Annotated in this window: 15 protein-coding genes; 14 read left to right on the top strand and 1 reads right to left on the bottom strand. The window is 70.1% G+C overall.

The window, feature by feature from the left end:
* Position 1 precedes the first annotated feature (1 nt).
* The 14 genes from ACFVWD_RS08000 (at position 2) to ACFVWD_RS07935 (ending at position 14843) form a co-directional block, all read left to right on the top strand.
* Positions 2-1222 (top strand): ABC transporter substrate-binding protein, encoded by a 1221-nt coding sequence (locus ACFVWD_RS08000; RefSeq protein ID WP_389594474.1) that lies wholly within the window; start codon positions 2-4, stop codon positions 1220-1222.
* 10 nt (positions 1223-1232) lie between these two features.
* Positions 1233-2123: an ABC transporter permease gene (locus ACFVWD_RS07995; RefSeq protein ID WP_389594473.1), complete on the top strand. Its 891-nt coding sequence runs from the start codon at positions 1233-1235 to the stop codon at positions 2121-2123.
* A gap of 10 nt (positions 2124-2133) precedes the next feature.
* Complete coding sequence (locus tag ACFVWD_RS07990; RefSeq protein WP_389594472.1) at positions 2134-2949, top strand: ABC transporter permease; 816 nt, start codon at positions 2134-2136, stop codon at positions 2947-2949.
* A 175-nt stretch (positions 2950-3124) separates the two neighbouring features.
* On the top strand, positions 3125-4276 hold the full coding sequence (locus ACFVWD_RS07985) for an NAD(P)/FAD-dependent oxidoreductase (RefSeq protein ID WP_389594471.1): 1152 nt from the start codon (positions 3125-3127) through the stop codon (positions 4274-4276).
* Complete coding sequence (locus ACFVWD_RS07980) at positions 4273-4572, top strand: (2Fe-2S)-binding protein (RefSeq protein ID WP_389594470.1); 300 nt, start codon at positions 4273-4275, stop codon at positions 4570-4572. The genes ACFVWD_RS07985 and ACFVWD_RS07980 overlap by 4 nt, the downstream gene beginning before the upstream one ends.
* Positions 4562-6010, top strand: a complete 1449-nt coding sequence (locus ACFVWD_RS07975; RefSeq protein WP_389594469.1) for an FAD-dependent oxidoreductase — start codon at positions 4562-4564, stop codon at positions 6008-6010. The genes ACFVWD_RS07980 and ACFVWD_RS07975 overlap by 11 nt, the downstream gene beginning before the upstream one ends.
* Positions 6011-6085: 75 nt before the next feature.
* Positions 6086-6982, top strand: a complete 897-nt coding sequence (locus tag ACFVWD_RS07970; protein WP_389594468.1) for a dihydrodipicolinate synthase family protein — start codon at positions 6086-6088, stop codon at positions 6980-6982.
* Positions 6983-7039: 57 nt separating this feature from the next.
* On the top strand, positions 7040-8041 hold the full coding sequence (locus ACFVWD_RS07965) for a proline racemase family protein (RefSeq protein WP_389594467.1): 1002 nt from the start codon (positions 7040-7042) through the stop codon (positions 8039-8041).
* 58 nt (positions 8042-8099) lie between these two features.
* Positions 8100-8792, top strand: coding sequence for a GntR family transcriptional regulator (locus tag ACFVWD_RS07960; RefSeq protein WP_389594466.1), 693 nt, complete (start codon positions 8100-8102; stop codon positions 8790-8792).
* A 63-nt stretch (positions 8793-8855) separates the two neighbouring features.
* On the top strand, positions 8856-9854 hold the full coding sequence (locus ACFVWD_RS07955) for a LacI family DNA-binding transcriptional regulator (protein ID WP_180292789.1): 999 nt from the start codon (positions 8856-8858) through the stop codon (positions 9852-9854).
* Positions 9855-10012: 158 nt separating this feature from the next.
* A complete protein-coding gene (locus ACFVWD_RS07950; RefSeq protein ID WP_389594465.1) occupies positions 10013-11362 on the top strand; it encodes an ABC transporter substrate-binding protein in 1350 nt (449 codons plus the stop codon).
* Between the two features lie 8 nt (positions 11363-11370).
* Positions 11371-12342 carry a carbohydrate ABC transporter permease gene (locus ACFVWD_RS07945; protein WP_389594464.1) on the top strand — a complete coding sequence of 324 codons (972 nt, stop codon included), beginning with the start codon at positions 11371-11373 and terminating at the stop codon, positions 12340-12342.
* Positions 12339-13220: a carbohydrate ABC transporter permease gene (locus ACFVWD_RS07940; RefSeq protein ID WP_067361564.1), complete on the top strand. Its 882-nt coding sequence runs from the start codon at positions 12339-12341 to the stop codon at positions 13218-13220. The genes ACFVWD_RS07945 and ACFVWD_RS07940 overlap by 4 nt, the downstream gene beginning before the upstream one ends.
* 30 nt (positions 13221-13250) lie before the next feature.
* Positions 13251-14843, top strand: a complete 1593-nt coding sequence (locus ACFVWD_RS07935; protein WP_389594463.1) for a glycoside hydrolase family 13 protein — start codon at positions 13251-13253, stop codon at positions 14841-14843.
* 117 nt (positions 14844-14960) lie between these two features.
* Here the strand turns inward: ACFVWD_RS07935 and ACFVWD_RS07930 are convergent, their stop codons facing one another.
* Positions 14961-15773, bottom strand: coding sequence for an ABC transporter ATP-binding protein (locus tag ACFVWD_RS07930; protein WP_389594462.1), 813 nt, complete (start codon positions 15771-15773; stop codon positions 14961-14963).
* Between the last annotated feature and the right edge of the window lie 18 nt (positions 15774-15791).

The raw sequence follows: 15791 nt of genomic DNA, 5'->3' as shown, positions 1-15791 counted from the left end.
TATGGAGTACGTCGTGCGCCCGAACCGAACCGTCCGCACCTCTCTTTTCTCGTTCACCGCCGTCGCGGTGCTCCTCGCCGCGACCGCCTGCGGGTCGTCCGACTCGGGCGCCTCCTCGGCCACCGGCCTCAACCCACCCGACCTCAAGGCGCAGTCGAAGCTGGGCAAGACCGAGGGCCAGGTCAACCTGGTCGCCTGGGCCGGGTATGTCGAGGACGGCTCCAACGACCCCAAGGTCGACTGGGTCAGTGACTTCGAGAAGCAGACCGGCTGTCAGGTCAACTCCAAGGTCGCCGCCAGCTCCGACGAGATGGTCAAGCTGATGAAGACCGGCCAGTACGACGCCGTCTCCGCGTCCGGTGACGCGTCCCTGCGCCTCATAGCCTCCGGCGACGCGGCCCCCGTCAACACCAGCCTCGTGCCGAACTACAAGGACGTCTTCAGCGGCCTGAAGAACGGGGCCTGGAACTCCGTCGACGGCAAGATGTACGGCATCCCGCACGGCCGCGGCGCCAACCTGCTGATGTACAACACGCAGAAGGTCACGCCGGCCCCCACCTCCTGGTCCGCGGTCTTCGAGGACGCCTCGAAGCACAAGGGGCACGTGACGGCGTACGACTCGCCGATCTACATCGCCGACGCGGCGCTGTATCTGAGGGCGACCAAGCCGGAGTTGAAGATCAAGGACCCCTACGCGCTGGACCAGAAGCAGTTCGACGCGGCCGTCGCGCTGCTGAAGAAGCAGAGTGTGAACGTGGGGGAGTACTGGAGCGACTACCTCAAGGAGATCTCCGCCTTCAAGAGTGGTGACTCCGTGGTCGGCACCACCTGGCAGGTCATCGCCAACCTCGCGCAGGGCGAGGGCGCCAAGGTGAAGGCCTTCGTGCCCAAGGAGGGCTCCACGGGCTGGTCGGACACCTGGATGATCTCCGCCAAGGCCAAGCACCCCAACTGCGCCTACAAATGGATGGACTGGATCATCTCGCCGAAGGTGAACGCCCAGGTCGCCGAGTACTTCGGTGAGGCCCCGGCCAACTCCAAGGCGTGCACCGAGACCAGCGACAAGTCCTTCTGCGACACCTTCCACGCGGCCGACGAGAGCTACTGGAAGAACATCGCCTTCTGGAACACGCCCATCGAGCAGTGCCTGGACGGCCGCACCGACGTGAAGTGCGTGCCGTACGCGAAGTGGGTCCAGGCCTGGACCGAGATCAAGGGCTGAGAGACAACCGATGACCTCCACCGCGCAGGCCGCCGGACGGTCCCCCGTCCGGCGGCTCGCCGGGACCCTGCACCGCCGGCCGCGGCTCAGGCTGTCCCTGCTGCTCACCGCGCCGCTGCTGTGGCTGGCCGTGCTCTACCTCGGCTCGCTGGCCGTGCTGTTCGTCTCGGCGTTCTGGACGACCAACTCCTTCACCTCCGAGGTCGTGAAGGTCTGGTCGACCGACAACTTCCACGCCCTGTTCACGACGCCTGTCTTCCGGCAGGTGATCCTGCGCAGCATCGGTGTGGCGCTCGCCGTCACCGCTCTGTCCGCGGTGATCGCCTTCCCGGTCGCCTTCTACACGGCCCGCATCGCCAAGCCCAAGTGGCGGCCGTTGCTCGTGGTCGCCATTCTCACTCCGCTGTGGGCGAGTTACCTCGTCAAGGTGTACGCATGGCGGCTGATCCTCTCTCAAGGTGGGTTCGCCGACTGGATGTTGAAGCCCTTCGGGCTCGGCGGACCCGGTTTCGGACTGGTCGCGGCGATCATCGCGCTGACCTACCTCTGGCTGCCGTACATGATCCTGCCGATCCACACGGCACTGGAGCAGCTGCCCGCCAACCTGCTCGACGCGTCCGCGGACTTGGGCGCCCGCGCCGGACGCACCTTCCGCTCGGTCGTGGTCCCGATGGTGCTGCCGTCCGTGGCGGCCGGCTCGGTCTTCACCTTCTCGCTCAGCCTCGGGGACTACATCACCGTGCAGATCGTCGGCGGCAAGACCCAGCTGATCGGCAACCTCGTCTACTCCAACATCGAACTGAACCTGCCCATGGCCGCCGCGCTCGGCACGGTCCCCGTCGTCGTCATCGTGCTCTACCTGCTCGCGATGCGCCGCACGGGCGCCTTGAGCAGTCTCTGAGGAGCCAGCCGTGCAACTCTCCCGTTCCGCGCGCATCGCGCTCCGCGTCGCCGCAGGGGTCGGCTTCGCGTTCATCTACGTCCCGCTCGCGCTGGTCCTGGTCAACTCCTTCAACCCGGACCGCAGCGCGAGCTGGCCGCCGTCCGGACTCACCTTCCGCTGGTGGTCGGTCGCCTGGGAGAACGAGGGTGCCCGCGCGGCGCTATGGGTCTCGGTGAAGGCGGGCCTGGGCGCCACGGCCATCGCCCTGGTGCTGGGCACGCTGATCGCCTTCGCCGTGGCCCGGCACCGGTTCTTCGGCCGCGACGCCATCTCGTTCGTGGTCGTCCTGCCGATCGCACTGCCCGGCATCGTCACCGGCATCGCGCTCAACTCGGCGTTCAGTACGGTACTTGAGCCACTCGGCGTCGGTCTCGGCCTGTTCACCGTGATCGTCGGCCACGCCACCTTCTGCATCGTGGTCGTCTTCAACAACGTCGTCGCGAGGCTTCGGCGTACCTCGGTCTCGTACGAGGAAGCGGCGATGGATCTGGGCGCGGACACCTTCCGGGCCTTCATCGACGTCACCTTCCCGCTGGTGCGCTCGGCGCTGCTGGCGGGCGGACTGCTCGCCTTCGCGCTCTCCTTCGACGAGATCGTGGTGACGACGTTCACGGCCGGGCCCGGCATCGAGACCCTGCCGATCTGGATCTTCAACAACATGACGCGGCCCCAGCAGGCACCGGTCGTCAACGTCGTGGCGGCGGTGCTCGTCCTGCTCTCCGTGCTCCCGATCTACGCGGCCCAGCGGCTGTCCGCCGACACGGCGTCCGGGAGCCGGGTGTGAGCGGGAGCAGGATGCGGTGCGGGCCGGCTACCGGTCGAACTCCCTCATCCATGCCCCGACTTCGTCGGCCGAGCGGGGCAGCCCGGGCATCGACCGCTGGGCGGCCTCGTGGAAGTCGGCATGGGTCGCCATCGAGGTGTTTCCCGGCGAGAGAGGCATGTGACATAGTACTGGCGTGAGTGAGCGGCTGACCTGTGATGTCGTGATCGTCGGAGCCGGAATGGTCGGCGCGGCCTGCGCGCTGTACACCGCCCGGGCGGGCCTCGACGTCACTCTCGTGGACCGCGGCCCGGTGGCAGGCGGGACCACGGGCGCGGGTGAGGGCAATCTCCTCGTCTCCGACAAGGAACCCGGGCCTGAACTCGACCTCGCCCTGCTGTCGGGGCGCCTGTGGGCCGACCTCGCGGAGGAGCTGGGCGAGGCCGTCGAGTACGAGGCCAAAGGGGGCGTCGTCGTGGCCGCCACGCCCGAGGGGCTCACCGCGCTGGAGACCTTCGCGGCGGGACAACGAGCCGCCGGGGTCGAGGCGGTGCAGGTCGCCGCCGACCAACTCCACTCCCTGGAACCCCACTTGGCACCCGGCCTCACGGGCGCCATGCACTACCCCCAGGACAGCCAGGTGATGCCGGCACTCGCCGCGGCGCACCTGGTACGGGCCTCGGGGGCGCGGCTCCTGACAGGGCGGACCGTGACCGAGGTGCTGCGCACGGCGGACGGGTCGGTACGCGGCGTGCGGACCGACCGTGGCGACCTCCACGCCCCGGTGGTCGTCAACGCCGCCGGCACCTGGGGCGCCGACATGGCCGCCCTCGCGGGCGTCTTCCTGCCCGTTCTGCCCCGACGCGGCTTCGTGCTGGTGACCGAACCACTGCCGCGCCGGGTGCGGCACAAGGTGTACGCCGCGGACTACGTCGCCGACGTGGCCAGCGACTCGGCCGCGCTGGGGACCTCACCCGTCGTGGAGGGCACCGCGGCGGGGCCGATCCTGATCGGCGCGAGTCGTGAACGGGTCGGCTTCGACCGGTCGTTCTCACTGCCGGCGGTACGGGCGCTGGCGGCCGGGGCGACCCGGCTGTTCCCGTTCCTGGCCGACGTACGGGCCCTGCGGACGTACCTGGGTTTCCGCCCGTACATGCCCGACCACCTGCCCGCGATCGGCCCCGATCCACGGGTGCCCGGGCTCTTCCACGCCTGTGGGCACGAGGGCGCGGGAATCGGCCTCGCCACCGGCACCGGGCGGCTGATCGCACAGGTCGTCTCGGGCAGGTCACCCGACCTGGACCTCACGCCGTTCCGGCCCGACCGCTTCCCGAAGGAGGCCGGGTGAATCCCCTGGAACTGGTCGGGGCCGAGCCGGGCCCCGCGTTCACCGTCACCCTGGACGGCCGCGAGATCACGGTCCTGCCCGGGCAGACCGTCGCCGCGGCACTGTGGGCGGCGGGCGTCACTTCCTGGCGCGCCACCCGCGGCGCGGGCCGCCCGCGCGGCGTCTTCTGCGGCATCGGCGTCTGCTTCGACTGCCTGGTGACCGTCAACGATCGCCCCAACCAGCGGGCCTGCCTGGTGCCGGTCCGGGCGGGCGACACGATCCGTACGCAGGAGGGGACGGGCCATGGCGACTGAGCGACCGCACCTCGCGGTGATCGGTGCGGGGCCGGCCGGGGTGGCCGCGTCCCTGGCCGCCGCGGCGCACGGTGTCCGGGTCACGCTGATCGACTCGGCGGCCGGAGCGGGCGGCCAGTTCTACCGGCGGCCCTCGGAGGGGCTCGGGGCCCGGCGCCCGGAGGCGCTGCACCATCGGTGGCGGACCTGGCGGCGCCTTGAGGACGCACTGGCCGCGCGGGTCGAGGCGGGCACGATCAGGCATCTGGCGGACCATCACGTGTGGTGCGTCGTACCCGCCGTACCCGAAGCGCCGCCGGACACCGCATCGCCCCCGGCCCGACCTGGCTCCGTCGGCTTTGTCGTGCACGCGCTGCTCGGCCCCCTTCAGGAGGAGCCCGTCACCGTCCGCGCCGACGCCGTGCTTCTCGCCACCGGCGGGTACGAGAAGGTGTTGCCGTTCCCGGGGTGGACCCTTCCCGGGGTCGTCACCGCCGGTGGTGCGCAGGCCATGCTGAAGGGCGGGCTCGTCGTCCCCGGGCAGCGGGCGGTCGTGGCGGGGACCGGGCCCCTGCTGCTGCCCGTGGCGACCGGGCTCGCCGCGGCGGGGGTCGAGGTCGCCGCCCTCGTCGAGTCCGCCGAACCGAAGGCGTTGCTGCGGCGGCCCGTGGCACTGGCCGCACAGCCCGGGAAGGTCGCCGAGGGGGTACGGTACGGCGCCCAACTCCTGCGACACCAAGTCAAGTTGCTCCCACGGCACACCGTCGTCGCGGCACACGGCGAGGAGCGGCTCGACGCCGTGACCGTCGCCGCGCTCGACACGCACGGACGGGTCGGGCCCGGCACCGAACGGCGCGTCCCGTGCGACACGCTCGCCGTCGGCCACGGCATGCTGGCGCACATCGACCTCGCCGAGTCGCTCGGCTGCCGTATCGACGGCCTGAACGTCGCGGTGGACGAGGAGCAGCGCACCGACGTCCCCGGCGTATGGGCCGCCGGTGAGACCACCGGCATCGGTGGCGCGGCGCTGTCGCTCGCCGAGGGCCACATCGCGGGACGCTCGGCCGCGGCCCGGCTGACCGGGACGCGGCCCGACCCCCGCGCATGGGCCCGCGCCGCCAGGTCCCGCAGGAGAGCGCGGGAGTTCTTCGCCGCGCTCGACACCGTCTACGCTCCGCCCGCGCACTGGACGCAGCAGGTCACCGACGACACCGTCGTCTGCCGCTGCGAGGAGGTCACCGCCGGTGCGGTCAGGAACGCCGTCGACGAGCTCGGCGCGGGCGACGTACGGACCGTGAAGCTGCTCACCCGCGCGGGGATGGGCTGGTGCCAGGGCCGGATGTGCGAGCCCGCCGTCGCCGGACTCGCCGGATGCGAACAGACGCCCACGCGGCGGCTGTTGGCACGCCCGGTACCGCTGGGGGTGCTGGCGAGGGCCGGGGACCCCGACGACGACTGACCACCTTCGTACCGCCCCGCCCCACCGGGACCGAACCTCAGTAGAATGTCACACACCATGGAGAGGGAACCGCTCATGACCGTCACCGAGAACCGTCCCTGGCGCGGCGTCCTCGTCGCCACCGCGCTCCCGCTGAACGACGACCTCTCCGTCGACTACGACCGCTACGCGCAGCACTGCGCCTGGCTCGTCGAGAACGGCTGCGACGGGGTCGTACCGAACGGCTCGCTGGGCGAGTACCAGGTGCTCACGCCCGAGGAGCGCGCGAAGGTCGTCGAGACGGCGGTGTCGGCGATCGGCGGCTCCCGCGTGATGCCCGGCGTCGCCGCCTATGGCTCCGCCGAGGCCCGCCGCTGGGCCGAGCAGGCCCGCGACGCCGGCTGCCGGTCCGTGATGCTGCTGCCGCCGAACGCCTACCGCGCCGACGAGCGTTCCGTCCTCGCCCACTACGAGGCGGTCGCCGAGGCGGGCGTCCCGGTCGTCGCGTACAACAACCCCATCGACACCAAGGTCGACCTGGTGCCCGAACTGCTCGCGAAGCTGCACACGGAGGGCTACATCCACGGCGTCAAGGAGTTCTCCGGCGATGTCCGCCGCGCCTACCGGATCGCCGAACTCGCCCCCGAACTCGACCTGTTGATCGGCGCCGACGATGTCCTGCTGGAGCTCGCCGTCGCGGGCGCCAAGGGCTGGGTGGCCGGCTACCCGAACGCGCTGCCCGCCGCGAGCGTCGAGCTGTACCACGCCGCCGTCGAGGGCGACCTCGACACGGCGCGGCTGCTCTACCGCCAATTGCACCCACTGCTGCGCTGGGACTCCCAGGTCGAGTTCGTCCAGGCCATCAAGCTTTCCATGGACATCGTGGGCCGGCACGGCGGGCGGGTGCGTCCACCGCGCGTCCCGCTGCGGCCCGAGCAGGAGGCCGCGGTCCGCGCCGCCACCGAGAAGGCCCTCGCCGCCGGTCTCGCCTGAGCGCCGCTCCTTGAGCGAGCCAAGTTCCCCGCGAACAGCAGGAGCTACGGAGATCCCATGCGCAGCAAACTCGTCCTGCACGCCGTCGACTCGCACACCGAGGGCATGCCCACCCGGGTGATCACCGGCGGCATCGGGACCATCCCCGGCGCGACCATGAACGAGCGGCGGCTGTATTTCCGCGAGCACCGCGACGACATCAGGCAGCTCCTGATGAACGAGCCGCGCGGCCACTCCGCGATGAGCGGCGCCATCCTCCAGCCGCCCACCCGCCCGGACTGCGACTACGGAGTCCTCTACGTCGAGGTGTCGGGCTATCTCCCGATGTGCGGGCACGGCACCATCGGCGTGGCGACGGTCCTGGTGGAGACCGGCATGGTCGAGGTCGTCGAGCCGGTCACCACGATCCGGCTCGACACCCCGGCGGGCCTCGTCGTCGCCGAGGTCGCGGTCGAGGACGGCGCCGCCCGCGCGGTCACGCTCAAGAACGTGCCGTCCTTCTCGGCGGGCCTCGGCCGCAAGGCCACCCTGCCCGACGGCCGGACGGTGACGTACGACCTCGCGTACGGCGGCAACTTCTACGCGATCCTGCCGCTGGAGCAGTTCGGCCTGCCCTTCGACCGGTCGCGAAAGGAGGAGATCCTCGCCGCCGGCCTGTCGCTGATGGAGGTCGTCAACGCCGAGGACGAGCCGGTCCACCCCGAGGACCCGTCCATCCGCGGCTGCCACCACGTCCACTTGTATGCGCCCGGCGCCACCGCCCGCCACTCGCGCCACGCCATGGCGATCCACCCCGGCTGGTTCGACCGCTCGCCCTGCGGTACGGGCACCAGCGCGCGCATGGCGCAACTGCACGCCCGGGGTGAACTCCCCCTGCACACGGACTTCGTGAACGAGTCCTTCATCGGGACACAGTTCACGGGACGACTGCTCGGCACGACCGAGGTCGCCGGAATCCCCGCCGTACTGCCCAGCTTCACCGGTCGCGCCTGGATCACCGGCACCGCCCAGTACCTCCTGGACCCGACCGACCCGTTCCCGGCGGGTTTCGTGCTCTAGAGATACTGATGTCACGTGACATTGCACAAACCCGCCATGCCGTACGAGGAGTCGACCCATGTCCGCCACGCGCAGCAGCGCACCCTCCGCCGCTCCCGCCGCCCTGCCCGTTCTCGGCGGCAAGAAGAGCAGCTACCGCGAGCGCGTCGCCGACGCCCTGCGGGCCGCGCTGATCGCGGGCGAACTGCGGGCCGGCGAGGTGTACTCCGCGCCGACGCTCGCCGCCCGCTTCGGCGTCTCGGCGACACCGGTGCGCGAGGCCATGCTCGACCTCGCCAAGGAGGGCCTCGTCGACACGGTGCCCAACAAGGGCTTCCGGGTCACCGCGGTCTCCGAGAAGCAGCTCGACGAGTACACCCACATCCGCTCGCTGATCGAGATCCCCACCACCGTGCAGCTGGCCACCGCCGCGGACCCGGTCTCCCTGGAGGCGCTGCGCCCGGCCGCCCGGGAGATCGTGACCGCGGCGGCGGCCGGTGACCTCATCGCCTACGTCGAGGCGGACATCCGCTTCCACCTCGGTCTGCTCGCCCTCGCGGGCAACGCCCACCTGGTCGAGGTCGTCGGCGACCTCCGCAAGCGCTCGCGCCTGTACGGCCTCGACGCCCTGGTCGAGGCGGGCCGCCTCCAGGACTCCGCCGAGGAGCACCTCGAACTCCTCGACGCCCTCGTGGACCGCGACCCCGAGGCCGTACGCAGGGTCATGACCCGGCACCTGGGCCATGTCCGTGGCCTGTGGGCGGCCCACTAGGTTCGACTGGGCCAAGTGAGTGTTACGCAAGCAGCTTGCATTTCTTGCGCTATTCTTGCGCGCATGACGCGACGACTTGCTCAGGTGGCGAAAAAGGTCGGGGTCAGCGAGGCCACGGTCAGCCGGGTGCTCAACGGAAAGCCCGGTGTCTCCGACTCCACCCGGCAGGCGGTGCTCTCGGCGCTGGACGTGCTCGGCTACGAGCGGCCCACCCAACTGCGCGGTGAACGCGCGCGGCTCGTGGGGCTCGTCCTGCCCGAGCTGCAGAACCCGATCTTCCCGGCGTTCGCCGAAGTGATCGGCGGCGCGCTCGCCCAGCTCGGGCTGACGCCGGTGCTCTGCACCCAGACGAAGGGCGGCGTCTCCGAGGCCGACTACGTCGAGCTGCTGCTCCAACAGCAGGTCTCCGGTGTGGTGTTCGCGGGAGGGCTGTACGCGCAGGCCGACGCCCCGCACGAGCACTACCGGCAGCTGGCGGACCGCAACATCCCGGTGGTGCTGGTCAACGCGGCCATCGAGCACCTCGGCTTCCCGGGCGTCTCCTGCGACGACGCCGTGGCGGTCGAGCAGGCCTGGCGCCACCTCGTCTCGCTCGGTCACGAGCGCATCGGACTGGTCCTCGGGCCCGCCGACCACATGCCCTCGGCCCGGAAGCTGGCGGCGGCCCGCGCGCTCGCCCCCGAGCTGCCCGACGCGCACATCGCGCGGGCCATGTTCTCGATCGAGGGCGGCCACGCGGCGGCCGCCCGGCTCATCGACCGCGGGGTCACCGGCTTCATCTGCGCCAGCGACCCGCTCGCCCTCGGTGTCGTACGCGCCGCCCGTCGCAAGGGACTCGGCGTGCCCTCACAGGTGTCCGTCGTCGGCTACGACGACTCCGCGCTGATGAACTGCACCGAGCCGCCCCTGACCACCGTCCGCCAGCCCATCGAGTCGATGGGCCGTGCGGCCGTCGAGCTGCTCAACGCCCAGATCGGCGGGAGCAGCGTCACCGCCGAAGAGCTTTTGTTCGAACCGGAGTTGGTGGTCCGGGGGTCCACCGCGCAAGCGCCCCGCCTCTGAGATCCATTCTGCTGTCAAATAATTCCAGATTCTGCGCGACATCTTGCGGACCCTTGTCGGCGGTGCTTGAGTGTGCGGCGCCAGCACACGGCGGTGCGCCAGATCAAGGTGGCGCGCCCCCGTGGGCCTTCCTCGCTCCTGCCCAAAGGGGTCCACCGATGAGAAGTACCGGGTTCCGCCGTACCTTCGTCGTGCTCACGGCGTCCGCCCTCGCGCTCACCGCCACCGCCTGCGGTGGCAGCGACGACGGCTCCGCGGGTGGCAAGACCCGCATCACGGTCAACTGCATGCCTCCGAAGAGCGCCAAGGTCGACCGCTCGTTCTTCGAGGCCGACATCAAGGCGTTCGAGAAGCAGAACCCGGACATCGACGTCGTCGCGCACGACGCGTTCCCCTGCCAGGACCCCAAGACGTTCGACGCCAAGCTCGCCGGCGGCCAGATGGAGGACGTCTTCTACACGTACTTCACCGACTCCAAGCACGTCGTCGACATCAACCAGGCCGCCGACATCACGTCGTACGTCAAGGACCTCAAGAGCTACGGCACCATCCAGCAGCAACTGCGCGACATCTACACCGTCGACGGCAAGATCTACGGAGTACCGCGCACCGGCTACTCGATGGGACTCATCTACAACCGCAAGCTCTTCCAGAAGGCCGGACTCGACCCCGACAAGCCCCCGGCGACCTGGGAAGAAGTGCGCGCGGACGCCAAGAAGATAGCCGCGCTCGGCGGCGGAACCGTCGGCTACGCCGACTACAGCGCCCAGAACCAGGGCGGCTGGCACTTCACCGCCGAGATGTACTCGCAGGGCGGCGACGTCGTCACGCCGGACGGCAGGAAGGCCAGCGTCGACACCCCGGAGGGCAAGGCCGTCCTGCAGAACCTGCACGACATGCGCTGGACCGACAACTCCATGGGCAGCAAGCAGCTCCTCGTCATCAACGACGTCCAGCAGCTGATGGGCTCCGGCAAGCTCGGCATGTACCTCTCCGCGCCCGACAACATCCCGATCCTCGTCAAGGAGAAGGGCGGCAACTACGACGACCTCGCCCTCGCGCCCATGCCCGGCGGCAAGGGCACGCTCATCGGCGGCGACGGCTACATGTTCAACAAGAAGGACAGCCCCGAGCAGATCAAGGCCGGCCTGAAGTGGCTCGACCACATGTTCCTCACCCCCGGAACGGGCTTCCTCGGCGACTACGCCCGCGCCAAGCAGAACAACGCCCCCGTCGGCCTCCCCGAGCCCCGCCTCTTCACCGGCGCCGCCGACGCCAAGGACCAGCAGGTCAAGAAGGCCAACGCCAATGTGCCCGTGGAGAACTACCAGGCCTTCCTCGACGGCAACCAGAGCCTGCAGATGAAGATCGAGCCGCCCCAGGCGCAGCAGATCTACTCGGTCCTCGACGGAGCCGTCTCCGCGGTCCTCACCAAGAAGGACGCGAACATCGACCAGCTCCTCAAGGACGCCTCCGGGAAGATCGACTCCATCCTGGCCCGGGGCTGACCACGCGTATGAAGACCGCATCGAAGCCCGTGGTGCTTCCTCCGGCCGCCGTCGGCGCGCCGGAGGTACCGCGGTCGGCCGGGCGCCGGGCAGGGGGCCCGTGGCGTCGGCGCCTGGCCGACCAGTCCCGCGCGTACGCCTTCCTCGTCGGCGGCCTGCTCTGCTTCGCGCTGTTCTCCTGGTACCCCGCGATCCGCGCGGTCGTGATCGCCTTCCAGAAGTACACGCCGGGCTCACCGCCCCAGTGGGTCGGTACCGCCAACTTCACCCGTGTGTTCCACGACCCGGAGTTCACCGCGGCGTGGCGCAACACGTTCGCCTTCACACTGCTCGCCCTGCTCATCGGCTTCGCCGTCCCGTTCGTGATGGCCCTGGTCCTCAACGAACTCCGGCACGCGAAGGCCTTCTTCAGGGCCGTGGTGTACCTGCCGGTGATGATCCCGCCGGTGGTCAGCGCCCTGCTGTGGAAGTGGTTCTACGATCCCGGAGCGGGCCTCGCCAACGAGGCGCTGCGCTTTCTGCACCTGCCCACCTCGAACTGGTCCAACGGCGCCGACACCGCGCTCGTCTCCCTGGTCATCGTGGCCACCTGGGCCAACATGGGCGGCACGGTCCTGATCTATCTGGCCGCACTCCAGGGCATCCCGGGAGAGCTGTACGAGGCGGCGGAACTGGATGGCGCGAACATCCTCCAGCGCATCCGACACGTGACGATCCCACAGACACGGTTCATCGTCCTCATGCTGATGCTGCTTCAGATCATCGCCACGATGCAGGTCTTCACCGAGCCGTTCGTCATCACCGGCGGCGGCCCCGAGAACGCCACGGTCACCGTCCTCTATCTCATCTACAAGTACGCGTTCCTCTACAACGACTTCGGCGGCGCGTGCGCGCTGAGCGTCATGCTCCTCGTGCTGCTCGGCCTCTTCTCCGCGGTCTATCTGCGGCTGACCCGCTCGTCGGGGGAGGAGTACTCATGAGCAGCGGCACCCGCACCCTGGTCTCCCCGCTCACCCTCGCCCGCCCCCGCGGCAAGGCCCTCTACTGGACCGTCTTCACGGCCGTCGTCCTGCTCTTCGCGCTCGCCTTCCTCTTCCCGGTCTACTGGATGGTCACCGGCGCGATGAAGTCCCCGGACGAGGTGACGCGGACCCCGCCGACCCTTGTGCCCAAGGCGTGGCATCTAAGCGGCTACACCGACGCCTGGGACCTGATGGACCTGCCCACCCACCTGTGGAACACGGTGGTGCAGGCCGCCGGCGCCTGGCTGCTCCAGCTCGTGTTCTGCACGGCCGCCGCGTACGCCCTCTCCAAGCTGAAGCCGGCCTTCGGCAAGGTGATCCTCGGCGGCATCCTCGCCACCCTGATGGTCCCGGCGCAGGCGCTGGTCGTACCGAAGTACCTGACCGTCGCCGACCTCCCACTGATCCACACCAGCCTGCTCAACGACCCGCTCGGCATCTGGCTGCCCGCCGTGGCCAACGCATTCAACCTCTATCTCCTCAAGCGCTTCTTCGACCAGATCCCGCGCGATGTCCTGGAGGCCGCCGAGATCGACGGCGCCGGACGGCTGCGCACCCTCTGGTCCATCGTGCTGCCCATGTCCCGCCCCGTCCTCGGAGTCGTGTCGATCTTCGCCCTGGTCGCCGTCTGGCAGGACTTCCTCTGGCCGTTGATGGTCTTCTCCGACACCGACAAGCAGCCGATCAGCGTGGCCCTCGTCCAGTTGTCGCAGAACATCCAGCTGACCGTGCTCATCGCCGCGATGGTGATCGCCAGCATCCCCATGGTCCTGATGTTCCTGGTGTTCCAGCGGCACATCATCGCCGGGATCAGCGCGGGCAGCACGAAGGGCTGACACCGACCCCGCAACAGAAAGGCAGGCACCGTGGGACAGCCCACCCATGCCCAGAACTGGTGGCGCTCCGCCGTCATCTACCAGGTGTACGTCCGCAGCTTCGCGGACGGCGACGGCGACGGCACCGGCGACCTCGCGGGCGTCCGCGCCAAACTCCCGTATCTCGCCGAACTCGGCGTGAACGCCCTGTGGTTCAACCCCTGGTACCTGTCCCCGATGAAGGACGGGGGCTACGACGTCGCCGACTACCGTGTCATCGACCCGGCCTTCGGGACGCTCGCCGAGGCGGAGAAGCTCATCGCCGAGGCGAAGGAGCTGGGCATCCGCACGCTCGTCGACATCGTGCCCAACCACGTCTCCGACCAACACCCCTGGTTCCGGGCCGCCTTGGCCGCCGGACCCGAACGCGAGCTCTTCCACTTCCGTCCTGGACGCGGCGAACACGGTGAACTCCCGCCCAACGACTGGCCGTCCCAGTTCGCCGGCTCCGCCGAGCCCGTCTGGACCCGGCTGCCCGACGGCACCTGGTACCTCCACCTGTTCACCCCCGAGCAGCCCGACCTCAACTGGGCGCACCCCGCCGTCCGCCAGGAACACGAGGAGATCCTGCGGTTCTGGTTCGAGCGCGGCGTGGCGGGCGTCCGCATCGACTCGGCCGCCCTGCTCGCCAAGGACCCGGACCTCCCCGATTTCGTCGAGGGCCGCGATCCGCATCCGTACGTCGACCGCGACGAGCTCCACGACATCTACCGCTCCTGGCGCACGGTCGCCGACGCCTACGACGGCATCTTCGTCGGTGAGGTCTGGCTTCCCGACACCGAGCGCTTCGCCCGCTATCTGCGCCCCGACGAACTCCACACCGCCTTCAACTTCTCCTTCCTGTCCTGCCCCTGGGACGCGGGACGCCTGCGGACGTCCATCGACGAGACCCTGGCTGAACACGCCCCGGTCGGCGCGCCCGCCACCTGGGTGCTGTGCAACCACGACGTGACCCGCACGGTCACCCGCTACGGCCGCGCCGAATCCGGCTTCGACTTCGCCACCAAGGCCTTCGGCACCCCGGCCGACCTCGCTCTCGGCACCCGCCGGGCCCGCGCCGGGGCCCTGCTCTCCCTCGCCCTGCCCGGTGCCGTCTACCTCTACCAGGGGGAGGAGCTGGGCCTGCCCGAGGCCGAGATACCGCGCGACCGCATCCAGGACCCGATGCACTTCCGTTCCGGCGGTACCGACCCGGGCCGGGACGGCTGCCGGGTCCCGCTCCCGTGGACGGCCGACGCGCCGTACGCGGGCTTCGGCGGCGAGCCATGGCTGCCGCAGCCGAACGGCTGGTCCGCGTACGCAGCCGACCTCCAGGCCGCCGACCCCGGCTCGATGCTCTCCCTCTACCGCGCGGCCCTGAGGGCCAGGCCGGAGTTCGGCGACGGCCCGCTCACCTGGCTGCCCGCGCCCGAGGGGGTGCTCGCCTTCGCCCGGCCCGGACAGGAGGGACGGCTGCTGTGCACCGTCAACCTCGCCGACGCCCCCGCCGACCTCCCCGCCCACTCCCGACTCCTCCTCGGCAGCGGTCCCCTGGACCCACAGGGGCGACTGCCGAAGGACACGGCGGTCTGGCTGCGCGGCTGAGACCGCGTCGACAGCGCCGACCGTATACCGCTGTCCCCGCACCCCGACCATGAAGGGATCAGCACCTGCACAACAGTCCAGATCTGTCAGGCGCATGCCAACGGGTGGAGGCGTAACTCAGGTGAGCGTCTTTTCGGGGGGACCGGGATCGGTCCCCCCGCGCTTCGCCGCCTGGATCTGCTCGTACACGTGGGTCCGCAGTTCGGCGAAGCGCGGGGCGGCCCGGGTGTGCAACTGGTCCCGCTCGTCGGGGAGATCGACCTTCAGCTGCTCCTGTACGACGGTGGGGGAGGCGGAGAGGATCAGGACCCGTTCGCCGAGGTACACGGCCTCGTCGATGTCGTGGGTGACGAACAGGATCGTGATGCCGCGTTCCCGCCACAGGCCGCGCACCAGGTCCTCCAGATCGGCCCGGGTCTGCGCGTCGACCGCCGCGAACGGCTCGTCCATCAGCAGGACGTCGGGCTCGTACGCGAGCGCGCGGGCGATCGCGACGCGCTGCTGCATCCCGCCGGACAACTGCCACGGGTAGGCCCCCGCGGCATCCGTGAGCCCGACCGACTCCAACGCGTCCGTGACCAGCTCCCGGCGCCGCCCCTTGCTCAACGGCTTCTGCTTCAGGGGCAGTTCGACGTTGTCCCGCACCCGCATCCAGGGGAACAGACTGCGTCCGTACTCCTGGAACACGAACGCCATCCCCGGCGGCGGACCGCTCACCGGGCGGTCGTTCAGCCGAACTTCGCCCGCCGTCGGCGTCAGCAGCCCGCCCATGCACTTCAGGAGCGTGGTCTTGCCGCATCCCGACGGGCCGACCAGACAGACGAGTTCGCCCGCCTCGACGGTGAAGGTGAGGTCCCGTACCGCCTCCACCCTGCGGCCGGAACCCTCGTAGACCTTGTTCAGGCCGGATACGACAAGAGACGCGTGCATGGACCGCCCTTTCGCGAG

Source organism: Streptomyces sp. NPDC058086 (assembly GCF_042885015.1).
Taxonomy (GTDB): domain Bacteria; phylum Actinomycetota; class Actinomycetes; order Streptomycetales; family Streptomycetaceae; genus Streptomyces.
This window is presented reverse-complemented; position numbering and strand designations above follow the sequence as displayed.